14 protein-coding genes are annotated in these 22,438 nt (G+C 60.0%); 12 read left to right on the plus strand and 2 right to left on the minus strand.

Going from position 1 to position 22,438, the window contains the following annotated elements:
* Window positions 1-503, plus strand: a 503-nt coding sequence (locus tag NUW13_11285; GenBank protein ID MCR4439604.1) for a tyrosine-type recombinase/integrase, incomplete at its 5' end; no start/stop codon positions are given.
* Window positions 504-552: 49 nt separating this feature from the next.
* On the opposite strand, the gene NUW13_11290 is transcribed toward NUW13_11285, so the two are convergent.
* A complete protein-coding gene (locus tag NUW13_11290; protein ID MCR4439605.1) occupies window positions 553-1,011 on the minus strand; it encodes a transposase in 459 nt (152 codons plus the stop codon).
* A gap of 77 nt (window positions 1,012-1,088) precedes the next feature.
* Here NUW13_11290 and NUW13_11295 point away from each other — a divergent pair, with 77 nt between their 5' ends.
* Entirely contained in the window at window positions 1,089-1,307 is a 219-nt protein-coding gene (locus NUW13_11295) for a hypothetical protein (GenBank protein MCR4439606.1), read from the plus strand.
* A 457-nt stretch (window positions 1,308-1,764) separates the two neighbouring features.
* Window positions 1,765-2,739: a T9SS type A sorting domain-containing protein gene (locus tag NUW13_11300; protein ID MCR4439607.1), complete on the plus strand. Its 975-nt coding sequence runs from the start codon at window positions 1,765-1,767 to the stop codon at window positions 2,737-2,739.
* A 27-nt stretch (window positions 2,740-2,766) separates the two neighbouring features.
* On the opposite strand, the gene NUW13_11305 is transcribed toward NUW13_11300, so the two are convergent.
* The gene (locus NUW13_11305) at window positions 2,767-2,985 is read right to left on the minus strand and encodes a hypothetical protein (GenBank protein MCR4439608.1); all 219 of its coding nucleotides are present in this window, start codon (window positions 2,983-2,985) and stop codon (window positions 2,767-2,769) included.
* A 783-nt stretch (window positions 2,986-3,768) separates the two neighbouring features.
* On the opposite strand from NUW13_11305, the gene NUW13_11310 reads away from it, so the two are divergent.
* The 9 genes from NUW13_11310 to NUW13_11350 all read left to right on the plus strand — a co-directional run bounded on the left by NUW13_11310 (window position 3,769) and on the right by NUW13_11350 (window position 22,419).
* The gene (locus NUW13_11310) at window positions 3,769-4,812 is read left to right on the plus strand and encodes a LacI family transcriptional regulator (GenBank protein MCR4439609.1); all 1,044 of its coding nucleotides are present in this window, start codon (window positions 3,769-3,771) and stop codon (window positions 4,810-4,812) included.
* 52 nt (window positions 4,813-4,864) lie between these two features.
* Entirely contained in the window at window positions 4,865-7,891 is a 3,027-nt protein-coding gene (locus NUW13_11315) for a TonB-dependent receptor (GenBank protein ID MCR4439610.1), read from the plus strand.
* A 27-nt stretch (window positions 7,892-7,918) separates the two neighbouring features.
* Window positions 7,919-11,782 carry a hypothetical protein gene (locus tag NUW13_11320; protein ID MCR4439611.1) on the plus strand — a complete coding sequence of 1,288 codons (3,864 nt, stop codon included), beginning with the start codon at window positions 7,919-7,921 and terminating at the stop codon, window positions 11,780-11,782.
* 35 nt (window positions 11,783-11,817) lie between these two features.
* Window positions 11,818-12,843, plus strand: coding sequence for a PorV/PorQ family protein (locus tag NUW13_11325; GenBank protein MCR4439612.1), 1,026 nt, complete (start codon window positions 11,818-11,820; stop codon window positions 12,841-12,843).
* A 230-nt stretch (window positions 12,844-13,073) separates the two neighbouring features.
* Window positions 13,074-15,608, plus strand: coding sequence for a T9SS type A sorting domain-containing protein (locus NUW13_11330; protein ID MCR4439613.1), 2,535 nt, complete (start codon window positions 13,074-13,076; stop codon window positions 15,606-15,608).
* 280 nt (window positions 15,609-15,888) lie between these two features.
* A complete protein-coding gene (locus tag NUW13_11335; GenBank protein ID MCR4439614.1) occupies window positions 15,889-18,354 on the plus strand; it encodes a TonB-dependent receptor in 2,466 nt (821 codons plus the stop codon).
* 49 nt (window positions 18,355-18,403) lie between these two features.
* The gene (locus NUW13_11340; protein MCR4439615.1) at window positions 18,404-21,202 is read left to right on the plus strand and encodes a hypothetical protein; all 2,799 of its coding nucleotides are present in this window, start codon (window positions 18,404-18,406) and stop codon (window positions 21,200-21,202) included.
* 21 nt (window positions 21,203-21,223) lie between these two features.
* Window positions 21,224-22,243: a PorV/PorQ family protein gene (locus NUW13_11345; GenBank protein ID MCR4439616.1), complete on the plus strand. Its 1,020-nt coding sequence runs from the start codon at window positions 21,224-21,226 to the stop codon at window positions 22,241-22,243.
* A gap of 8 nt (window positions 22,244-22,251) precedes the next feature.
* A complete protein-coding gene (locus NUW13_11350; protein ID MCR4439617.1) occupies window positions 22,252-22,419 on the plus strand; it encodes a hypothetical protein in 168 nt (55 codons plus the stop codon).
* The last annotated feature ends 19 nt before the right edge of the window (window positions 22,420-22,438 follow it).

Raw genomic sequence — 22,438 nt, forward strand, 5'->3', positions numbered from 1 at the left:
AAATTCTCCTCCGCGACGGCAAGGGCGCAAAAGACCGGATAGCCATGCTGCCGGAGTCGCTGAAGAAACCCCTGCAAGACCACCTGCAAAAGGTCAAGGCGATTCAGGAGAAAGACTTGCGTGACGGCTACGGCCGGGTTGCATTGCCCGATGCACTTGATCGCAAGTACCCGAACGCCTCTCGCGGGTGGCGCTGGCAATGGGTCTTCCCGCAAGAGCATTGCTGGACGAATCCCAAGACCGGGCAGCAAGGGCGGCATCACGTCCATGAAGCCATCCTCCAGAAGGCGGTGGCGCAAGCGGTGAGGGAGGCTGGACTGACCAAGCGGGCGACGTGCCACACCTTCCGCCACTCTTTTGCTACGCATCTGCTGGCCGGTGGGTATGACATCCGCACTGTCCCGGAGCTTCTCGAGCACAAGGACGTGAAAACGGCGATCAGCTATACCCATGTACTGAACCGAGGTGGGAAAGGCGTTAAAAGCCCAGTTGACGAGCCGTGAGCGTAGCGTTGTGCGTGTTAGATGGAAACCATATAACATGACAGGCTCCTCACGCGAATTTGTGCACGAATGTGGGCGTCTTGAGGCCACCGAGACAGTGGAGCAACAGGGTAGAAAAGACCACCGGGGATCGGTAGCCCCGTGCCCTGATGCTGATCGCCTTGGCACTGGCATTGATTGCCTCCACAAGGCCATTGTCAATGGGAAGCTCAAAGTAGGCGAGCACCCCCTCGCGATGCCTGCTGAGCAGGGAGGCGAACTCGTGCAACGGGCGCAGTTGGGACTCCATGGCCATGGTGATGCAGTGCTCCAGGAACGCGGCTGCGTCATGGCGACTGCGTTGCTGCCAGAGATGACGGAACTGCTCCTTGAGCAGATAGGCGCGACTGATGCGGAGATTCAATCCCTCTAAGTAGCTCAGGCGTTGTCGCCCCGGCGACCAGGAGCGCTCCGGGGGACTCGGCCGTGAGGGGTCTTTCAACCAGAGGTAGCGTGTCCCCCTCAACAGCTCCGGATTGCTCTTGCGCGACGGTGTGCCTCCTGGCGTCTCACCTGGTCGACGGCATGCATGAGATGACGCACAAGATGGAACCGGTCAAAGACCAGCGGGGCGGAGGGGACCGCCTGCCTGGGGACACCAAACAGGCGTCTACTCCGCCTATGGCCAACAAGCGTCCCCACTCGGCCAACGCCAGAGTGAGCGGGTACGACAACGAGCTCTTCCCCTGGCTCTGCGGGACAGACGGTGGCGCACTGGGCGGCGGCTGCCGCAACGGGCACATTCCCGATGCCGGCCGGGGTTGAGCCCAAGGTGAATGGTCAGTCCCTTGAGGTCACCGGTGACGCTTGCGACAAAATGATCCTTGATTCCCAAAGTCCACTTTACCATCTTTTCAATCGGCATGAGAGACCTCTTCGTAGCTCTGGGTATTGCGTATTGCCCCAAAAGTCACGAATATCCCTCATGCCTTTCAAGTAGTTACCTCCACCACACCGTGCACAAATTCTGGAGAGGAGCAAGAAAAAAGGAGGACAGGAGATGAAAAACTTCCATTATGGCCTAGCTTTTTTACTGGGGCTGCTTCTGGCTCTTTGGTCTCTTGAACCAGGGATGGCACAACCCCTCCAGCATCGCCTTTTGATTGCCACATCCCGTGACTGACTTGTCTGGCAAAAGCAATCCTTGGTGGCGTGTGATTCGGCCGATGTGCCTGATGCCGTCGTTACAGCCGAAGGCAAGGTCTATCTCTATTTTTAAGGCTTGACGAAGCAAATCAAGAACGGGATGTTGGCAGATCAGGATGTCATCAAGGTGGGCATCTCGGCGGACGGGTTTCAGGATTGGACATTTCACAAAGTTGACATTCCCGGCAGTGAGAATTTTCTTGGCCGACGACCATGCGATCCAGATGTCATCTTCAAAGGGGGCCTCTTACGGCTCTATTTTACCGCTTCTCCATCCGACGCTATTCTTCCCAGAACCTATTCTGCCGTTTCTCAGGATGGCATTCATTTTACTTTGGAGGATGGGTTTCGCTTTGGCGTAAACGGACAAGCTGTTCTTGACCCTTCCTTGTTATGGACGGGCGACACCTTGCGCTATTTCGCCGGTGGGGCGCGCGATTTTGAGAACTGGTGCGCCTACTCGTTCGATGGTCTTACTTTTTTCCAACGGCCCAATCTTGATGCCAACGGGATTATGATGGCCAATGGTATCGCCCTCCCCGGAGGAGGCTATCGGTTTTATGGCTTCTCGAATAGAGCTCCCCGAGAAGGCATCTATTCTCTGTATTCTTCTGATGGAAACCAATGGACTCTGGAAGAAGGCGTCCGTCTCCCCTATGACCCGTCCTCGGAACTGGAATACGTAGAGGTCAAAGATCCGGCGATCGTCTGGATGGATTCGCTCTTCATAATGTATTATGTGACGGAAAAAAGGATGACCGGTGTGAAACCAGAGCCTCAGATACCCAAACAGATGCGATTGTACCAAAACGCCCCCAATCCTTTCAATGGTCAGACCAGGATTATTTTCTTTTTGCCCAAAAGGGATATGGTCCGACTGTCCGTTTACGACCTACAGGGCCATGAGGTGGTGGTGTTAGTCCATCCACAATGCGAGGCGGGCGAGCATTCCGTTACCCTTGATGCTGGCGATCTTCCGTCCGGCATTTACCTCTATTCCCTACGCGCCGGTTCTGCTGTTCAATCGAAGAAATTCGCGTTACTCCGCTGAAACGGCGTTGGTAAGAATCGGGGCTCCTCACCCGAATTTGTGCACGGATGTGAACCTCTTGAGGCTGCCGAGGGAGTGGAGCAATGGGCCAGAAAAGAGCGCCGTCGATCGCCGCCCCCTGGGTCTGATGCTCATGGTCTTCACACTGGCATTCATAGCTTCCACAAAGCCGTTGTCAACGGGAACCAGGGGATAGGTCAACACCTTATCGCCGAGCCTGCTCTGAAAGCAGCCGAGTTCGAGCATCGGTGCAGTGGAACCTCCACGGCTATGGTGCTTCAATGCTTCATCCATAAGCGCCGGTGCTTGAGGGCGGCTCTGTCGCCACAGGTGGCTTGGGGGCTCTCCCCGTGACGAGCCTGGTCACGCGGTGCCTTTAGATGGCCGATGCGCTATTGCTTCGGCGGGCCGCGTCGCTCTGTAGGGTAGTGCCTGGATGGCTCTTTCCTCACTCCAGGTCGGTTGGCTTGCCTTATGGGCTGGGAACGTCTTTCACGGGCTGTCTTCTTCGCGCCTCGCCCAGCTGACTGCACGCATGAGATGACCTGCAAAATGGCTCCTTTCGCAGAAGCAGCGAGGCGCAGGGTCGCCCTCTGGCAAAGGGCCTCACGAGTAGCAGCTCGGCCAGCGCACAACTGTTCAGGATGCTTTGGCTCGGAGTTGCTGCGGTGGGGTGCTGCGCGGCGGCTTCAACGGAGGCTTGAGGCGCAAAGGGTTAACCTCCGGGATGTTTTCGCAGGCGCAGCGGACGAGCGCGTCGGCAAGCGAAACCGGTGGACCAACCTCCCACGAGGTCTTTGGCGAAAATCGACGAGGGGCGAACCTCCGGGAGGTTTTTGCAGGGCGCGCAGATGGGCACGGGGCGAGCGAACGTCGCAGGCCAACCTCCCGGAGGTTTTGGGTCTCGCGAAAAAATTACTTGACTTTTGGCGATTTTTTTCGTAACATACGGCGCTTTTTGGAAGGGCTTCCAGGCCCTGCGGCAGTGCGTCTCAGCAAACGCTCGCTCAATCGCCGACGAGACCAGTCATGCCGGTGACTATCTACGATGTGGCCAGGCGCGCCGGAGTCGGCATCGGCACCGTGTCGCGCGCCATCAACGATAGCCCGCTCATCGCAGCCACCACCAAGGCTCGGGTCCTGAAGGCCATTCAGGAACTGAACTATCGCCCCCATGCCCTCGCCCAAGGTCTGGCCCGCAACAAGACCGACATGATCGCCATCATCCTGCCCATTTTCACGGGCTATTTTTTTGTCGAGCTGCTGCGCGGCGTGCAGGAAGAGGCTATCCGCCATCACTACGACTTGATCCTCTACAGCGTTCATCAGACCGACAAGTTGGAGCTCTTTTTGGAGCGCACCCTGCGTGAGCGCCGCGTCGACGGCGTGTTGCTCATCTCGCTGCCCATATCTGATCGTTACGCCCGCAAATTCGTAAGTGCCAGAGTGCCCATCGTCCTGGTGGACAGCTTCCATCCAGCCTTGGATTCCATCACTGTGGAGAATCGGGAAGGCGCGTATCAGGCGACACGTCACCTGCTGCAACTTGGCCATCGGCGCGTGGGCATGATTGTCGGCCATCTGCGCAGCTTGCCGGCGCGGGTGCGGCTGCAGGGGTATCGTCAGGCCTTGGCTGACTCAGGCGTTCCGGTGGACGAACGCTACGTGGTGGTGGTCGACTCGATCCCTGGCCAGGACGGGTTCTGCAGGGAAGCAGGTTACCGGGCCATGAGGCAACTTCTCGCCTTGGGTGATGAGCGCCCCACCGCAGTGTTCGTCTCAAGTGACGTCCAGGCAGAAGGGGCGATGCGTGCAGCCAGCGAGGCAGGCGTGCGAGTGCCTGAGGATATAGCCATTGTCGGTTTTGACGACATCGAGATTGCCGAGCTGCTCGGTTTGACCACAATGCACCAGCCCATGCTGGAGATGGGGCGCCTGGCCGTGGACAGGCTGGCGGAGCGCATCAGGCAACCGCAGGCGCCGCGCTTTGCGCGCACCTTTGCCACCAGCCTGGTGGTGCGGCGCAGTTGTGGGACACATGCTTCTGTCGAGGGCCAGGTGACCATCGCCTGAGGGGAGAAGAGTCAACCTCCGCGACAGTGGGAGAAATGTGGAGTGGCATGCAATGAGAATGGTGCACCGCTGTGTGCGTAATGCTGCGGTCGGCCTCGTGCTGATGACTCTGCCAAGTCTCGTCGGGGCAGGCACCACCGGCAAGATCGCAGGCATGGTTCTGGACGCCGAGACCGGCGAGCCCCTGCCTGGGGCAAACATCACCTTGGAAGGGACCACAATGGGGGCCGCCACCGACGGCACCGGGCGGTACGTGGTGCTCTTTGTGCCGCCTGGCACTTATACCTTGCGCGCCAGCATGATAGGCTACTCGCCGATGCGCGTGGAGAACGTGCGCGTCTCCATCGATCTGACCACAGAGATCAACTTCAAGCTGCGGAGCACGGTTCTGGAATTAGGCGAGGCGGTCACGGTGGTAGCCGAGCGGCCCATGGTGGTCAAGGACTTGACCGCGAGCACGGCCGTCATGGGATCTGAGGAGATCAAGGCCCTGCCGGTGACCGAGGTGCACGAGGCGTTGGCGCTGACTGCCGGGTTGGTGCGCGATGCCGGCGGCGGGCTGCACATCCGCGGCGGCCGCTCCGGCGAGATAAGCTACTGGATCGACGGCATCCCGGTCACTGACGTCTACGACGGGGGCACGGTCGTTGACGTGAACAAGAACATGGTGCAAGAGCTGCAGGTGGTAAGCGGGGCCTTCAATGCTGAGTACGGACAGGCCATGTCGGGGATTGTCAACATCTCCACCAAGGAAGGTGGGAATACGTTTGGCGGCTCCTTTACCACCTACCTTGGCGATCACCTGAGCACGCACGACAATATCTTTCCGCACATCAAGAACATCAACCCGGTGGCCATTCGCAACGTGGAGGGCAGCTTGGAAGGGCCCATATGGCGCGACAAACTCTCCTACTTTGTGAACGCGCGCTACATCTACTTTGACGGCTGGCTGTTCGGACAGCGCCGCTACCGGCCGCATGCGGTGACCGCCAGTGTCGTCCTGCCGGAGCAGGTGGTGGAGCAGGTGTTCCCAGAGTTTTTGGAGGAAAGCAGGGTGGTGGGACCTGGCCAGCGGGGCTTCCAGTACGTCCTGGGCACGAATGTCCTGCTGGACTCGGTCCTGACGCAGAATGAGCTCCGCGCGCGCAACATCAGTGCCGACTCGTTTGCGGTCTATTACCAGAAGCTGCGTGCCTCCCACCAGGGTGCGCGCGGCGATGGCGCCTTTGTGCCCATGAACTGGAACCGCAAACTCTACTTGCAGGGCAAGCTCATGTACAAACCGGTGCCCTGGCTGCAGCTGGCGTACAATGTGATCCTGGACGATGTCGACTACCAGGACTATCAGCGCGATTACAAGTGCAACCCCGACGGTCAGTTGCAGCGGTTTAGAACAGGACTGACCAACATCGTCAAGGTCACCCATCTCGTCTCCTCGAAAACTTTTTATACGCTCGGCCTCTCGCAGTTCAGCAAGGCGTACAAGAGCTGGACCTACGAAGACCCCCATGACCCGCGCTATGTCCATCCCGACATCGGTTTGCAAGGGGCCTACAGCTTCAAGACGGGTGGCACCGACAACGCGCGCTTCGAGCGGCGGACGGATACCTACTTAGCAAAATTCGATCTCACCAGCCAGGTGACCGCCACCCACCAGCTCAAAGGGGGGCTCGAATTCCGCAAGCACAAGGTCTACCAGCGAGACGTGACCCTGCAACCGGTTCTCACGCAGTCAGCCATCGATCCGCTCTTCGAGAGTCCTTTCATCGCCACCCGCGTTCTGCCTGATTCGACTATCTACGCCAGCCAGTACACGCATCGCCCCACCGAGTTTTCCGCCTATCTGCAGGACAAGATGGAGTTCAAGAACTTTATCGTCAACGTGGGCGTGCGCATGGACTACTTCGAGCCGGATGGCGTGGTGCTGACTGATGAGACCGACCCGACCATCTACAATCCCATCAAGCCGCAGAACCGCTATCACGACTGGGGGAGCGATGGCCGGCCAGGAACGCACGACTTGGACGGCACCGAGGGGAACGGCATCTGGGACGCCGGCGAGCCGGCCGTCACGCTGGCGGAGCGGCAGCAGTATTGGTACAAGAAGGCCAGCGCCAAGGTGCAGGTGAGCCCAAGGCTCGGAGTGTCTTTCCCTATCACGGACAGGGGTGTGATTCACTTCTCCTACGGGCATTTTTTCCAGATTCCCCGGTTCGAGCGCTTGTACCAGAACCCGGATTTTGAGTTGGGAACCGGCACAGGGAACCTGGGGGTGATCGGCAACGCCGACCTGAAGCCTGAGCAGACGGTGAGCGGCGAGATCGGCCTGCAGCAGCAACTGACCGAGGACCTGTCGCTGCATGTGACCGGCTACTTCCGCGACGTCCGCAATTTGGCCGGGACCCAGGCCCAAGAGATTGTGCTGTTCGGCGGGTTTGGGCGGTATAGCAAGCTGGTCAACAGCGACTTTGGCTTCATTAGAGGCATCATCGTGTCGCTGAACAAGCGTTTCTCGGGTGGCCTGGCCGCCTCGCTGGACTACACCATGCAGATTGCCAAGGGGACCAACTCCGACCCGGAGCAGGCACGCAACGCCCTGAGCGGCGGTGCATTGCCGGAGGTACAGCTCACCCCATTGGACTGGGATCAGCGGCACACCTTGAATGGCACGGTCTCATATGCTGGGCGAGGGTACGGGGCAAGCCTCATCGGGCAACTGGGGAGCGGCCTGCCCTACACGCCTCGCTCTACTGCCGACATCTCGACCCTGCTGACCAACAGCCAGCGCAAGCCGGGTAACCTGAACATCGACTTGCGAGCGTACAAGGAGTTCCGGCTGCGGCCCGGGGTGCTCACCCTGTTCGTGCGGGTGTTCAACGTTCTGGACAGGCTCAATGAAGTGAATGTTTACAACGACACCGGACGTGCGGGCTTTACCTATGACGAAGCGGTAGCCAGGTCAAGCAACCCTCTGCAGCTGGTGAACACCCTGGAGGACTGGTTTACCAATCCCACGCATTATTCGGAACCCCGCAGGGTAGAGGTAGGGCTGACCTTCGACTTTGGCCAGGCGCGTTAGGAAAGCGGTTTAGCGCGGAGAGTGATTATGAGGAGCCGATTCGGCATAGTGGCAGCGCTGCTGGTGGTAGGAGCGCTGGCAATGGCGGACAGGGCGCAGGCGCAGAGCGGCCGTCAGTACCGTCGCGACGCGGTGATGCGCGGCAACCTGGTGAAGACGGTCTTTGGCAATTGGGGCGTCATCGGACAGCCGGCGCAAAGAGGGAAACGCGGGGCCTGGATCTACGACGACAACGGCTATATCGGTGACGTGAGCCCGTTGGTGGGCGCCGAGGTTGTTGCCCAGGGCAAGACGTTCCATTCGGTGGTCGTCTGTCCAGTGGACCGGCCCACCACGCAACACGAGCTATCGCCTTCCGGCACCTACTGGGGGTTCGAGCCGGTGGCCGGGTACTTCAACGAGTACTCGCAAGGTGTCGCGCTCTACAGCGACCCCCGCTCGTGGCCGCCGGTGTGGCCAGACAAAATGAATGACCCCTTCGACCCCGGCTGGCCAGGCTCGTGGAACGGTTTTTTTGGCAAGACAACCACGGCCTCGGAAGAGTGCTTCTTTGTGCTGGATGACCAGAACGACGAGGAGTTCAACGTCGCGCAGTACAACCGCTGGGGCGTGGCCTTCAAGCCGGACGCGCGCAACCCCAATCGCAACGGCCTGGGCCTGCAGGTGAAAGTGCGCGGCATGCAGTGGTCGGACTTTTTGGCCCAGGACTGTATCTTTTGGCTCTACGAGATTACCAACACCAGCACCACCGACTACAGCAAGGTCGTCTTCGGCATGTTGGTGGGCACTTATGTGGGCGTCACTTCAACAGAAGATTATCGCGAATATGATGACGACTACTCGTTCTTCGATGTGGAGAAGGACCTCACCTACACGGCGGACTTTGATGATGATTGCAGCCGAAACCCACGTTGGACCGGGCCGGTGGGAGTGGTCGGCTATGCTTTTCTCGAAAGCCCAGGCAACGGATACGACGGCATCGACAACGACGGTGACGCCGACCAGCATCCGTTCATCCCAGCCACTGGGCCGTTCTTTGTGCAGGCCGACTTTCAAAAGCGCGTCATCCGCGCGGGCGACAAGGTGGTGGTGATCGACGACGACTACCATCGCACGGTGGTAACGGTACCCCCGCGCGATACCACCTTCGTCACACGCGGCGCCGCCAGAGGGGTGCCCTACCTGGTGCAGGTCAAGCCAGGCGTGACCGAGCTGGTGGAAGGCAATGTGGTCATCCAGGACGGCTTGGAGGTGGTCAACCCAAATGCCTACGATGGCATTGACAACGACCTCGATGGGCTGATCGACGAGAACTACTACCTACACTACTACCAGATTCGCAAGGATCGCACGGGCAAGGTGCTCATCGACCGCTTCAATCCGGTGCGGCACAAAGACTACATCACCGGCTTGGGCCTGAACGACCCCCTCATCGATGAGAAGCGGGACGATGGCATCGACAACGATGGCGATTGGAATGCCGAATATGACGATGTAGGAGCCGATGGGGTACCAGGCACTAACGATCCGGGCGAGGGCGATGGCCGGCCGACTCCTGGCGAGCCGAATTTCGACCAGACCGACGTGGATGAGTCTGACCAGATCGGCCTGACGAGCTTTGAGTACTTCACGCCTGCCCGTGCTTTCTCCATGGCTGACGACGAGGACCTCTGGCGGCGCCTGGCACCCGGCTATTTTGAAGTCCCCTCCTCGATCGTGAACAACAAACCGGAGCGGGGCGAAGACGGCGACTTTATCTACGGCTCCGGCTACTTCCCCCTGCGCGCGGGTGAGACGCAGCGTTTCTCACTGGCGCTGGTCTACGGAGAGGGAGGCGGCCCGCAGGTGGACATCGCTGACCTGCTGAAGAACCGCGAGACGGTGCAAAAGATCTACAACAGCGACTACCGTTTTCCGCCGCCACCGGAGAAGCCCATGCTCACCGTGGTCCCAGGCGACGGGAAAGTCACCCTCTACTGGGACCGGCGCGCCGAAGAGTCCGTAGACCCGGTGCTAAAGGTGAAGGACTTTGAGGGGTACAAGATCTACCGCGCCACCGACCACAACTTCAACGAGGTGTTCGGCGTCACCGATGCGGACGGCCGACCCATCCAGTACAAGCCCATTGCGCAGTTTGACCTGAAGAACGGCATCAAAGGCTACTTCCGCGGAAGTGCAGAGCTCTTCCAGCAGAGCCATGGCGCCTCCTTCTACCTGGGCAACGATACCGGCCTCGAGCACAGCTACGTGGACTATGACGTGGAAAACGGGCGGCGCTACTTCTACGCCGTGGTGGCCTACGACCGGGGCGATGAGACTTTAGACATCTTCCCGAAAGAGAACGACAAACGCATCGATGTGTTGCCCTCCGGTGAGGTGCGGACCTATCGCAACACGGCGGTGGCCATCCCCAATGCAGCGGTGGCAGGCTATGTTCCCCCGCAGGGGAGTATGCTGGTGCCGCCGCTGTCCAGCGTCGGTACTGGCAAGCTCTTCTACGTGGTCGTCGACGAGCAGGCACAGACCGGGCACACCTACCGCGTTGAGTTCCTGGACACGGGGAACGACGGCGTCGACAACGATGGCGACTGGAATGCGCTCACCGATGATGTGGGTTCCGACGGCAAGCCGAACACCGACGATCCCGATGGCACAGAGGGCAATGGGCTGCCTGACCCGGGCGAACCTAATGTCGACGCCCGGGACCCCGAAGAGTATTTCGTGCCCACCACCACCTTCTACTCGGTGCAGAAGGTGACTCCCGTGACGAGCACCTTTGTGGCGCGCGACACGTTCTCGGTGGCGTTGCCCAACACGCACCTTGTTGCCGGGACGATTGTGGTCAAGGACGGCAGCGGCAGGGAGGTCGCACCATCGAAGTACGAGCTGGACCTTGTACGCGGCCGCATTCGTGGACGCCAGTCAGGCGACTTGCTTTATGGAGAAGCCTATTCTGTTACCTACCAGTACCATCCGGTCTATCGCAGCCCGTTCATCGAGGGCAGCCCGTGGGTCGGCGAGACCAAGGACACCGACATCTTCGACGGCGTGCGCTTAGCGTTCAACAATGATTGGAGGGTGAGGCTGGACACGCTCGCTTCCCGCTGGAGTCACCCGGAGAAGGGATACAACTTCAAGCTGACCATTGTCGACACCTACTTTGGGGTGGAGAGGCTCATGGGCTACTGGCACCCGGCGGACTACCGCATCGAGTTCGCCGATGGGGTAATTGACACCTCGCTGGGTATCCCCAAGTATTACGTCGATCCCATCCCGGTGAACTTTAAGGTGTACAACCTCACCGATGGGCGCTACATCGACTTTGTGTTTGTCGACATGAACGGCGACGGCAAACTGACGCCCTTTGACGAGCTTATCCTTGTCGAAAACGGCCTGCAGGGGGAACAGCTGTACACTTACGACATCACCTTCACGAGCCGCACCGGCCAGGCTTTCGTCTACGGCGCCGGGGACACACTGACCATCGTGACCAGGAAGCCATTCCGGGCAGGAGATGTTTTCGAGTTCACCACGGAACGGCCCGAGCTGAGTGCTGAGCAGGCGGCGCGGGAGTTGGAACGGGTGAAGGTGGTGCCAAACCCGTACGTGGTCGCCACTGCCCATGAGCTTCCCTTGCCGCCGGCAGTGGTCAGTGGGCGCGGTGAGCGGAAGATGGACTTTATCCACTTGCCGGCGCGGGCCAAGGTGCACATCTTCACCTCCCGTGGTGAGCACGTGGTCACGTTGGAGCACGACGGCAACATCCACGATGGGGCCGTGTCGTGGAATCTCAAGACCAAGGAGAACCTGGACGTAGCCGCGGGCATCTACTTTTACGTGGTCGAGTCCCCTGTTGGCAAAAAGACGGGCAAGATTGCGATTATCAAGTAGCGCCCATTCACTCTGGTCATAAGCAGGAGTGAACAATGCGAGTGGCACGTAGTGCGTGGTTGATAGGCGTGGCAGCCCTGGCGTTGGCTGCGACAGGTACGACATGGGCCCAGACGAAAGTGGGGACCACTGCGGTGCCCTTCTTGGGCATCAGTGTGGGCCCGCGGGCGACCGGGATGGGTGGCGCCTTTGCCGCCGTGAGCAACGATGCGACAGGCCTGCACTACAACCCCGGCGCCCTTTCCCAAATGCCCAATTCGCAACTGGTGGTGGCGCACACCCGCTGGCTATTGGGCACCAACCTCAATTGGGTAGGCCTGAGCCTCAAGCTGGATGCCGACAATGCCATTGGCCTGAGCTTCACCCATCTCGACTACGGAGAGGAGGAGGTGACCACGGTCTACCTGCCGGAGGGGACAGGCGAGCGCTGGGGGGCAACCGACATGGCTGCCGCACTGAGCTACTGCCGGAACCTCACCGATCGCTTTTCCATTGGCGGCAGCGTGAAGTACATCCAGCAGAAGCTGTGGAACGAAACGGCCAGCGCGCTCGCCTTGGATGTAGGGCTCCTGTTTGTCACGCAGTTCAAAGACCTCAGGCTGGGGATGAGCATCAGCAACTTTGGCACGGATATGCGCCACGACGGCCGCGACCTCCTGCACAGGGTTGACCTGGACCCCGAGCACATCGGACACAACGAAACCATCGTGGGCAAGCTCAAGACCGAGAGTTGGCCTCTGCCGCTGTTTTTCCGCGTCGGTCTGGCCATGGACGTGCTTCGCCAACAGAACTACCGTCTCACCGTGGCGGCCGATGCCTTCAGGCCGAGCGACAACACCGAAACGGTGAACGTGGGCGCGGAGTTCGAGCTGTTCAGGCTGCTGACCGTGCGCGGCGGTTACAAATCCCTGTTCAGAAGCAGCAGCGAAGAGGGGTTGACTGCCGGCGTGGGGGTGCGCCTGGCGCTGGACCCAAGGCTGGCCTGGCAGTTTGACTACACCTTCGCGGACTTTGGGCTTTTTGAGCCGGTGCACATGGTTGGCGCCTCGGTCACCTTCTAAGGGGGGGCGATCTCACGAAGGACAGAATGACGGGGTATCTGGCCGAGGGAGGAGCAGTAAGGCGACGGGAAAGGAGGTGATGCAGGGGGGGCGTGGGGTGACATTGGTTGGGCTTCTTGAAGACGCACACGCGCGGCCCTTTGTGAAGGCGGCGTTGTGTGTCGGCAGACGCGGTGTGCGCTCGGGTTATTCCCCGGGCACGAAGGATGGAAAAAGCAAAGAGGTGGAACATGACACGTAGCAGAACGCTTGCCTTGTTGGCGCTGGCGGTAGTGTTGCCGTTGGTGAGTGGTTGCTTCACCATTCTCAGCGTTGACCAGGTCACAACGGCCACCACTGGCTCCAAGATTGTGGCCACCATCGAGGTGCGTACCGAGGGCACCGATGCCAATCCGCATCATGGCATCTTTGCGGTGTTGGTGCCCAACGACTGGACCGTTGACTCGGTGTACTATTCTGGCGACTTTGGTCCCGACTATGCGACCTATCTACCCGCAGATGTAGCTGACGGCGACCCGGGTGGCCAAGTGGACTACTGGGAGCCGGCTCTTGAGCAAAACTTCCCAAGCGGGCCGGATATGAAGTGGGTGGTTTACCAGGGGAACAACGCCTATCCGTCGAACCTGGACACCGGGTATGTCGACGTGACGGTGGAAATGACCGTCGGCAGGAGCTCTGGTAACTTCAACATTGGCTACTTCGTCACCAATGCGGCGCTTGACTTTTCCGACCGCAGCTACTATGACATCAAGCTGGATAACCCCATCCGGGTGACAAGCGGCGGCCCTGTGCGTGTCACTTTTGTGGCGAACACGGCGACGGTGCCGGACACGTTGGGGCCGAGCTCGACGGTGCAGGTGCGAGGCAGTGGTGGGCCGTTGACGTGGAGTGGGGCATCGCCGGTGTTTTTGCAGAATGTGGGTGGCGACTACTGGAAGGGGACGGCGGAGTTCACTCCTGGGGAGCGGGTGGAGTTTAAGTTTTACACCAATGCGCACGACACGGTGTATGGGGGAGCGGAGTGGGAGCACCAGGGTTGGGAGGGGGATGTGGCGACCGGCAATCGGGTGTTGGTGGTGGGGGATGCGGACACGACCTTGCCGTTGCAGTTTGTGAATGGCTGGTTGTGGGGTGCGGAGCAGTATGCGCGGCCGTGGGTAGAGGAGCCGAACAGTTTTGTGGTATGGGTGCGGGTGAATGTGCAGGGGTGGGAGGATTTCAACCCGGCGGCGCAGGTGATAGGGTTGCGGGGTTCGAACAATGTGGATTGGGGTCAGACGGGTGAGATTTCGTGGGGGCGGACGTATCCGTTGGTGCGGGAGAGCGACCATGTGAACATGGGTTCTCGGCAGTACAGTGGGGGGTATTTCTACAGTGGTGCGGTGCATGTGCCGGATCAGTATGCGGGGCATGGGATAGAGTTCAAGGTGGTGGTGCACCGTGCGGGTGCGGCGTTGGATGAGGATTGGGGCAATTTGGTGTACAATCCGAGTTTGCAGAATCACGTGGACTTGAGTGGGGTGGACACGACGGTGCACTGGTTTTGGTTTGACAACAAGCGGCCGCGCGCGGTGGAGCATCGGGATCAGGTGGTGGTGACGTGGGTAGCGGATTTGGGGCAGGCGATTGCGAATTTTGGTTTTGCGCATGGGGACACGTTGTTGGTGCGCTCGGGGTATTTTGGCACGGCGGCGGGGGTGCGCACGGTGCAGATGCGGCGGCTTGGGTTTACCTCGCGCTACACGGCCACCGACACGGTGGTGGCCACGATAGGGGGGAAGTTGGACTACCAGTACTACAAGGTGAAGAAGGGGATAGAGTATCGTGAGATTTACTATAACTTTTACTATGCTGGGGAGACGGTGGGGGAGGCGGAGCGGCGGGTGGTGGATCCGATAGGGGGGGCGGTCATCACGGTGGAGGATGTGGTGGCCAGCAAGTCGGACATACACCGGATGCCGTTGTTCCGGAACACGGCGGTGGTGGCGCGGCCGGTGACGGTGACGTTCACCTGTGATGCGCGGCCTGCGGTGTACCAGGTGTTGGCGGGGAGCACGTTGCGGGACATTCAGGGGACCTTGCATGTGACCTCAGCCGATCAGGTGGTGGCGTGGGGTTTGGCGATGAACGGGCCGGCCACGGGAGACTGGGGTACCTGGGGTGCGGGCTTGATGGCGGATCCGGCGCACCGCATGTACGATGACGGCACGCATGGTGACCTGGTGGCGGGGGACACGGTGTACACGTTGGTGTGCTTTTACTCGCCTGATTCGAACGATGTGGTGGGTCAGGAGTTCAAGTTTGGGGTAGGGGGAGGCGACAATGAGGGTGGTTATGGGAACAACCACATCGAGAACATCGACGACAGTGTGCCGGCTTCCATGGTTGCGTCGCAGTTTGGCAGCATTGATCCGGTGTTTTACAGTGCGTGGGATTATGACAATCAGCGGCCGAGGACGGGGGTGGAGGTGGTGAGTCGGGAGGTGCCGAGGGAGTATCGGTTGGGCAACTACCCGAACCCGTTCAATCCGGAGACGGAGGTGCGGTACGAGGTGGCACGGGCGGGGCGCGTGCGGGTGGAGGTGTACAACCTGCTTGGGGTGCGGATAGCGCGTTTGGTGGATGAGGAGCAGATGCCCGGGACCTACCGTGTGCGGTGGGACGGCCGCGATGAGCTGGGACGCCAGGTGGTTTCCGGGGTGTATGTGTGTCGGCTGGTGGCTGGTGAGGTGGTGAAGACGGCCAAGATGGTGTTGGTGCGCTAAGGGGCCGCTGCTCACCAGCAACGCATGAAGACCCGAGGGGAGAAGGCCCATGGCTTTCTCCCCTGGGCCTGGTTGAGTGTGTCGCTGGGGGCATCGTCCGCGCTTTCCGAACGAATTCCGATATGCATCCTCGGGGCGCGGTCAGGCCGTGAGAGCAAGAATCGTACTTGACAATTCAGGGGAATGTGGCTATATTGAAGGCGGGCGTTATCGCGCTGCGGCATGACATCGAAGTGAGCGCTTGATTTTTGGGAGCAGTCTCAGTTTTTCTGGAGGAACCATGAGGGTGCGGAGGCGTTTGCTGTGTGTCCTGTGCTTGGCGATAGCCTCGCAGCTCCTGGCCGGCACGACGGGAAAGGTCACCGGCGTGGTGAGGGACAAGGCCAGCGGCTTGCCCCTTGCGGGCGCAAGCGTGCTCGTCGAAGGAACCATGCTGGGCGCGGCCACTGGTTCAGATGGCACCTTCTTCATCATCAACGTGCCGCCAGGGAGCTATTCGCTGACCGCGCAGATGATGGGCTACAGCCGCACCACCGTCGCTGGGGTGCGGGTAAACGCCGATCTCACGACCAGGGTTGACTTTGCGCTGCCGGAGACCACCATAACTCTGCCGGAGGTCGTGGTCACGGCGGAGAGGCCTTTCATCCAGAGGGATGTGACCAGCAGCATCGCGGTGGTTGACCAGGAACGCATAGACGCCCTGCCGGTGCAGAGCTTCACCGAGGTGCTGGCCACGCAAGCCGGAGTAATCGCCCGAGGAAGTAGCCTCCACATTCGCGGTGGGCGCGGCAACGAGGTCGGGTACCTGGTCGACGGCATGTATGTGGAAGATCCGCTGTTCGGGGGTCTGGGTACCAGGGTCAACAACGACGCCATCAAGGAGCTCACCCTTCTGAGCGGCACCTTCAGCGCAGAGTACGGGGACGCACTGAGCGGCATTGTCAACATCGTCACCAGGGAGGGCTCTGATGTTGTTTCCGGCAGTATAGAGACGCGAACGAGCCAGTTCGGGATAGCCCCTTATCATGACTACGGCGAGTGGCGTACCAACGGCTACGTGAGCGGCCCGCTGCTGAAGAGCAAGCTCTCCTATTTTCTTTCCGGCGAACAGAATCAGCGAGACAGCTGGTTGCCTTTTGGCTATCGGCGAGAGGCAACGGGCTTTGCCAAGCTGACAGCGCGCCCGGCCCCTTGGCTGAAAGTCGCCATAAGCGGTCGCTACAGCGAGACCAAGAGCCAGCCGTACAACCACCTCTGGAAATACATCCCTGAACAGTACACCCGCACGCGGTCACATAGTCGACAGGCCATCTTGTCTTTGACACATTCGGTCTCTGCCCGGATGTTCTACGATGTGCGGCTGTCGGTGTTCAGTCAAGACTACTACAGCGGGGTTGACAAGGACACCTCGGAGTATGTGCCTCCTGCAGTGCGGCAGTATGTGCCGTGGGCTGGCAACGGCTACGAGTTCTACAGCAAGGCGGATCCCTTGCAGCTCACCAAGAGCAAGACGCACACCCTCGACCTGAAGAGCGATTTCGTGTGGCAGATCGGCCAGCGCAACGAGCTAAAGTCGGGCTTCGAGGTCAAGCAACACCATCTCCGCCTATTCGACATCTATGACCCCACCAGGGATTTTCCGTACATCAACGACTACAATCAGAAACCGCTGGAGGGCTCGGCGTACCTGCAGGACAAGATCGAGTACCCCTACCTGACGGTGAACATCGGCCTGCGTTTTGACTATGCCAATGCGCGCACCAAGTTCCGCGCTAGCCCGTTAGACCCTGCCAGCGAGCAGAAGGTCAAGCCCAAATGGCAGCTCAGTCCGCGTATCGGCATCGCTCATCCGGTGAGCGAGCGCACCAAACTACACTTTGCCTATGGGCACTTTTTCCAGAATCCGGAATACCAGTACTTCTACGAAAACCGGCAATACGATTTGAACGTGCGTGAGCCTCTCTTCGGGCAGCCGGACCTTGATGCCGAAAAGACGGTGGCCTACGAGACCGGGCTCGCCCACCAGTTCAGCAATGCGTTGGCCGCCCACGTGACCGCCTATTACAAGGACGTGACCGGACTGATTGGCACGCACTACTACATGCCCTACTTCTCCGGCAGATATGTGGGATACACGCTGTACGTGAACGAGGATTACGCGAACATCAAGGGTTTTGAGGTCAATGTGGAGTACCGGCCAAAGCCGGCAGTGCAAGGCTCGTTGACTTACACCTACTCGGTGGCCAAAGGGAGTGCCTCTTCCGAGACAGAGCAATATCCTGGCACGCAGGAATCCACGCTGCTCTACTTTTTGGACTTTGACAAGACACACGTGCTCAATGCCTCTCTCAGTGCCCGCTTTGGTACAGGAGAGGGCCCAGAACTCCTGGGGGTCTACCCCTTGGCCCATACTGATTGGAGTTTCATGCTGAGCGCCAGCAGCGGTTTCCCTTACACGCCTTCCGGGCGCGATGTGGGTTTCGTGATCAGGAATTCGGCGCGCATGCCCTCCAACTACACGCTGGACTGCGAGGTCGGGCGAACGTTTCCCCTGATGGGCGTGAAGGTGCGGCTCTTTGTCGAGACGCTAAACCTGACCAACTTCAAGAACGTCGTCTACGTCTATCCTGATACCGGAGAACCGGATTTTACGCGCCAGGGAAATCATTCCCTGGAATATATGCGCGACCCAAGCAACTATGGGCCACCGCGCCGCCTGCGTATCGGACTTGGCGTGCGGTTGTGAGGTCGCATTGGGTGCGTCAGCAGTGGCTCGGCCTACGAGGAACCATGCCATGCGAAGAACCCTTCTCTTTGTTCTGCTTTCGATCTTGGTGAGTGCCTCGCTTGCTGGGGCGCAACAGCTTTCCGGAGGGAAAGACAAAGACAGGGAAGCTGCAAACGACTTGGCAAAGCCTTTGGGTATCAAGGATCGGGCTGCCGGCATTCACAACGCCAGCAACATCGGCCTGTTTTTCGAGAACCGAGGCAAGCTCTACCCAAGGCGGTTGAGCCAGGGTCCCAGCGGCGAGTACCCCTACGGCAGCGGACGGCACTACATCTACCGCATCAACCCGTTCGTCGGTATTCCTGGCAATGTGATTCAAGGACGCTTCACCACCAACGAGGAGTGGGAAGCCGTAGGTGGCTACCATAACCCGGCGTTCGCAAAAGTGGCGATGAGCGACGACCCATCGTCGTGGCCGGCGACAGGTTGGCCGGTGCGGGACGCCGCCGGCAACCCCATCATCAAGTCTGACCAGGACGCTTTCTGTGTCTACAGTGACAGCAATAACACGGTGAAGCGGCTCGGGGTACATATCGCCCAGACCAGCTACGCCTTCGGTCTGAAGTCCTTAGAGGACATGATCTTTTTTGCTTTTGACGTAATCAACAAGGGCGAATCTGACTTAGATTCGCTCTATTTCGCCCTCTATGTGGACATCGACGTCGGCAACGTCTCTGGCGGCGACCCGGAGTACGCAGACGACCACGTGGCCTTTGAGGAGTCGTTGAACCTGCTTTACTTCTACGACGATGGCTACACCTCGGAATGGGTGGGCAATACTACCGGCTACTTCGGCTGCGCCTTCTTGAAGACTCCGGTGGTGGATGGGAAGCAGCTGGGAGTGACCGATTGGCACTACAACCTCTATGATGATGACATGGACCTGGACACGGTACAGTACCGTATCATGAGCTCGGATCCGCGGCTGTTTAGTTCTCCATTGGGCAACCGGTATTTCCACGTGGGCAACCTGCCGACCTTGCACTACGACGATCCAAACACAATTCCCGCCAGTGGGCTGGACGTCGTCGCCACCATGAGTTCTGGGCCGTACACGCTCAAGGTGGGAGATACGCTCACCTTCATGACGGCCATCGTCGCCGGGAAAGATCTGGGGCAGCTGCTCTCCAATACGCTCATGGCGCTGAAAGCGGCAGAACTCAATTTCGAGATGGCAAAGCCCCCTTCGCCGCCCGCGCTTACTGCCGTTGCTGGCGATGGCCGCGTGACGCTCTACTGGGACAATCGGCCGGAAAGCGAGCGGGATCCGTTTTCCAACCGGCTCGATTTTCAGGGCTATCGGCTCTACAAGTCCATCGACGGCGGGGTGCATTGGGACCAGATCGACCGCAACGAGAACCCCAATGTAGGCCCCGACCCCGTACCTCTCGCTGAGTTTGATGTGATAGACGGTATCGGGCTCGACACGGGCCTGCAGTACAGCTACGTGGACACCAACGTCGTCAACGGTTTCGAGTATTGGTACACGATCACCAGCTATGACCAGGGCGACTCCACGGTGGAGAGCCTGGAATCGCCGCGGGGCAACACCTTGGCGGCCATCAACACGGTGGCGGCCACGCCGCGCAGCGAGCCTTTGGACCTGGTACCAGGCGCTGTGGGCTCGATAGAGCACGCTGGGCCTTCGGACTTTTTCCTGGCGGTGAGCTTGGCAGATGCGCGGCAATGTGGCGGATTTCAGTATGAGGTGAGCTTCCCCCCGGTGGCGAGAATTGTCAGGGGCAATCTCAATACGCAGGCCTTGGTGACCGTGGTGGATGCAGCGCTCGTTTCCGGCGACGTTTACGGCGTTACCTTTGACGATGCAGGGCGGCTCCGTATACGCAACCAGACGCAGGGGCGCGATGTTATCGTGGGACATGCCTATGTCTCCGGGGAGACTGTCCAGTTCGAAGGCCTGGCCTTGACCCTTGTTGACCCGGATCCGGACGCACCGCCCACGCTGGTGCCGGAGCCGGGGGACTCGTTGGTCATTCAGACGGGTATCCGCGCCCAGCGTTCGGATGGAACGGAGGTACTCTCGCCCCGCATCGTGGAGTGGAAGCGCTGGCTGGCCACCACGGATGGCCTGCTCCTGCAAGTCATTCCCTCGGGGTACTTCGACCCCGTAGCCCGCGTCAGTGGAGCCGCCATGGTGGAGCTCACCCCGACAGTGGTGGACAAGTCGAAGATCATCGAGATGATTTACACCCTGAGCTTTGCCGATCCGGTGACGAGTGCGGGTGGCAAGCAGCGTGCGGTCCTTCAGGTGACCAACTGGAGCGGGCAGGTTGTGGCGCGGAGTGATTCGCTGCCCAGCGGAGGGAGCGTGGCCTTCGGAGGAATCGCTGTGCGCATCGTCTTTGACGAAAAGAGTGCACCGGGGGCAGGCAATGTCTTCCGCATTCGCACAAACATTCCCGATCCACCGCGCGCCAGCGACCGCTACACGTTTGCGGTGCAGGCGCCTTCGACTGGAGGCCGGCTGCGCGACGAGGACCTGGCGAAGGTCAAAGTGGTGCCCAATCCCTACGTGGTTTCGTCGCTATTTGAACCAGAGTTTGGCGAGCTGCGGCGCGAGCCCCTTCGCCAGATCCAGTTCATTCACCTGCCCGCAGAGTGTACCATCCATGTCTTTACCCTGGATGGCGATTTGATCAAGACGATCCACCACACCAACGGCACTGGGACGGAGAGCTGGGATCTACGGGCTGAGGGGGGACGAGAACTGAGTTCCGGTGTGTACCTGTACATGGTGAGCACCAAGACGGCACGGCATGTCAGCCGTTTCGCGGTGATAAAGTAGACAACAGAGGAGTTCATGCGCATGCAGAGGACTCTTACCCTATTTGCGGCGGTGAGCGTTGCGGCAATGCTCGCGCTCGCCCTGCCTGGCCCCGCGCAGGCCCAGAATCCTAATTTGGGCACCGCTGGGGCGCAGTTTCTGCAGATTCCGGTCGGAGCACAGGCGGTGGGCATGGCAGGGGCTTACCTGGGGATGGCCGAGGACGCTGTGGCCCTGTTCTGGAATCCGGCGGGCATCACCTACGTGGAGCGGCAGGCGGTCCACTTCTCGCACCTGCAGTGGTTCGCAACCGTCCACATGACCTCTGTGGCCTATGTGCTCAACCTTGAGCGCTGGGGAGTCTTTGGTGTCTCCGCAAACTCCTTAGGCATGGACAAGATGGAGGTGACCACCGAGCTGCAGCCAGAAGGGAGCGGCGAGTTCTGGGATGCGCAGGACGTCTCGTTGGGGGTGACGTACGCCCGCGGATTGACCGACCGCATGTCGGTGGGCGTGACCGCCAAGTACGTGCGCCAGAGGATCTGGCACGAGAGCGCCAGCGGCGTGGCCTTCGATGTGGGTACGCAGTACCGGCTGGACTTCCGCCAGCTGGTTATCGCCATGGCTATGACGAACTTTGGCGCCGACCTGCGCTTGGATGGTCGCGACCTCGATGTGGTCCACGACCGCAATGTCTCGATCCCTCGCAACCGCCTCACCCCGGCACGGCTCCAGACAGAGACCTATCCGTTGCCGTTGCACTTTCAGGTGGGCATTGCCTTCGATGTGTACCGTTCGCCTTTCCTGGCCTTGCGGGCAGCCGTGGATGCGGCACACCCGAACGACAACAACGAGCGGATCAATCTCGGTGCGGAGCTGGCCCTGCGGCAGGTCGCCTTCCTGCGGGCGGGGTATCGCTACAACTACGATGAGGAGGACTGGACGCTGGGGGCGGGAGTGCGACTACCCTTGGCGCGCTCGCGGGTGCGCGTGGACTATGCCTACTCGTTTTTCAACCTTCTGGATGACGTGCAGAGGTTCTCCCTGGGGATAGAGTTCTGAGGTGGTGCATGTGCCGGTGCGGGCGCCTGGGTGCTGTCCACACACGGGCGGATGGTGTGCAGCGGTTGTCCATGGGGGCAAAATGGGGAAAGGAGGTGATGTGGAGAGCGCTGGTCTTGGAGCAGGGGGCAGAGTTCGTGGCAACGGCGAGCAACAACAAGGCGAATGGCGAATGAGCAGGGCAAGCGTGCGCGA

Source organism: candidate division KSB1 bacterium, assembly GCA_024655945.1.
Classification (GTDB): Bacteria; Zhuqueibacterota; Zhuqueibacteria; order JANLFK01; family Oleimicrobiaceae; genus Oleimicrobium.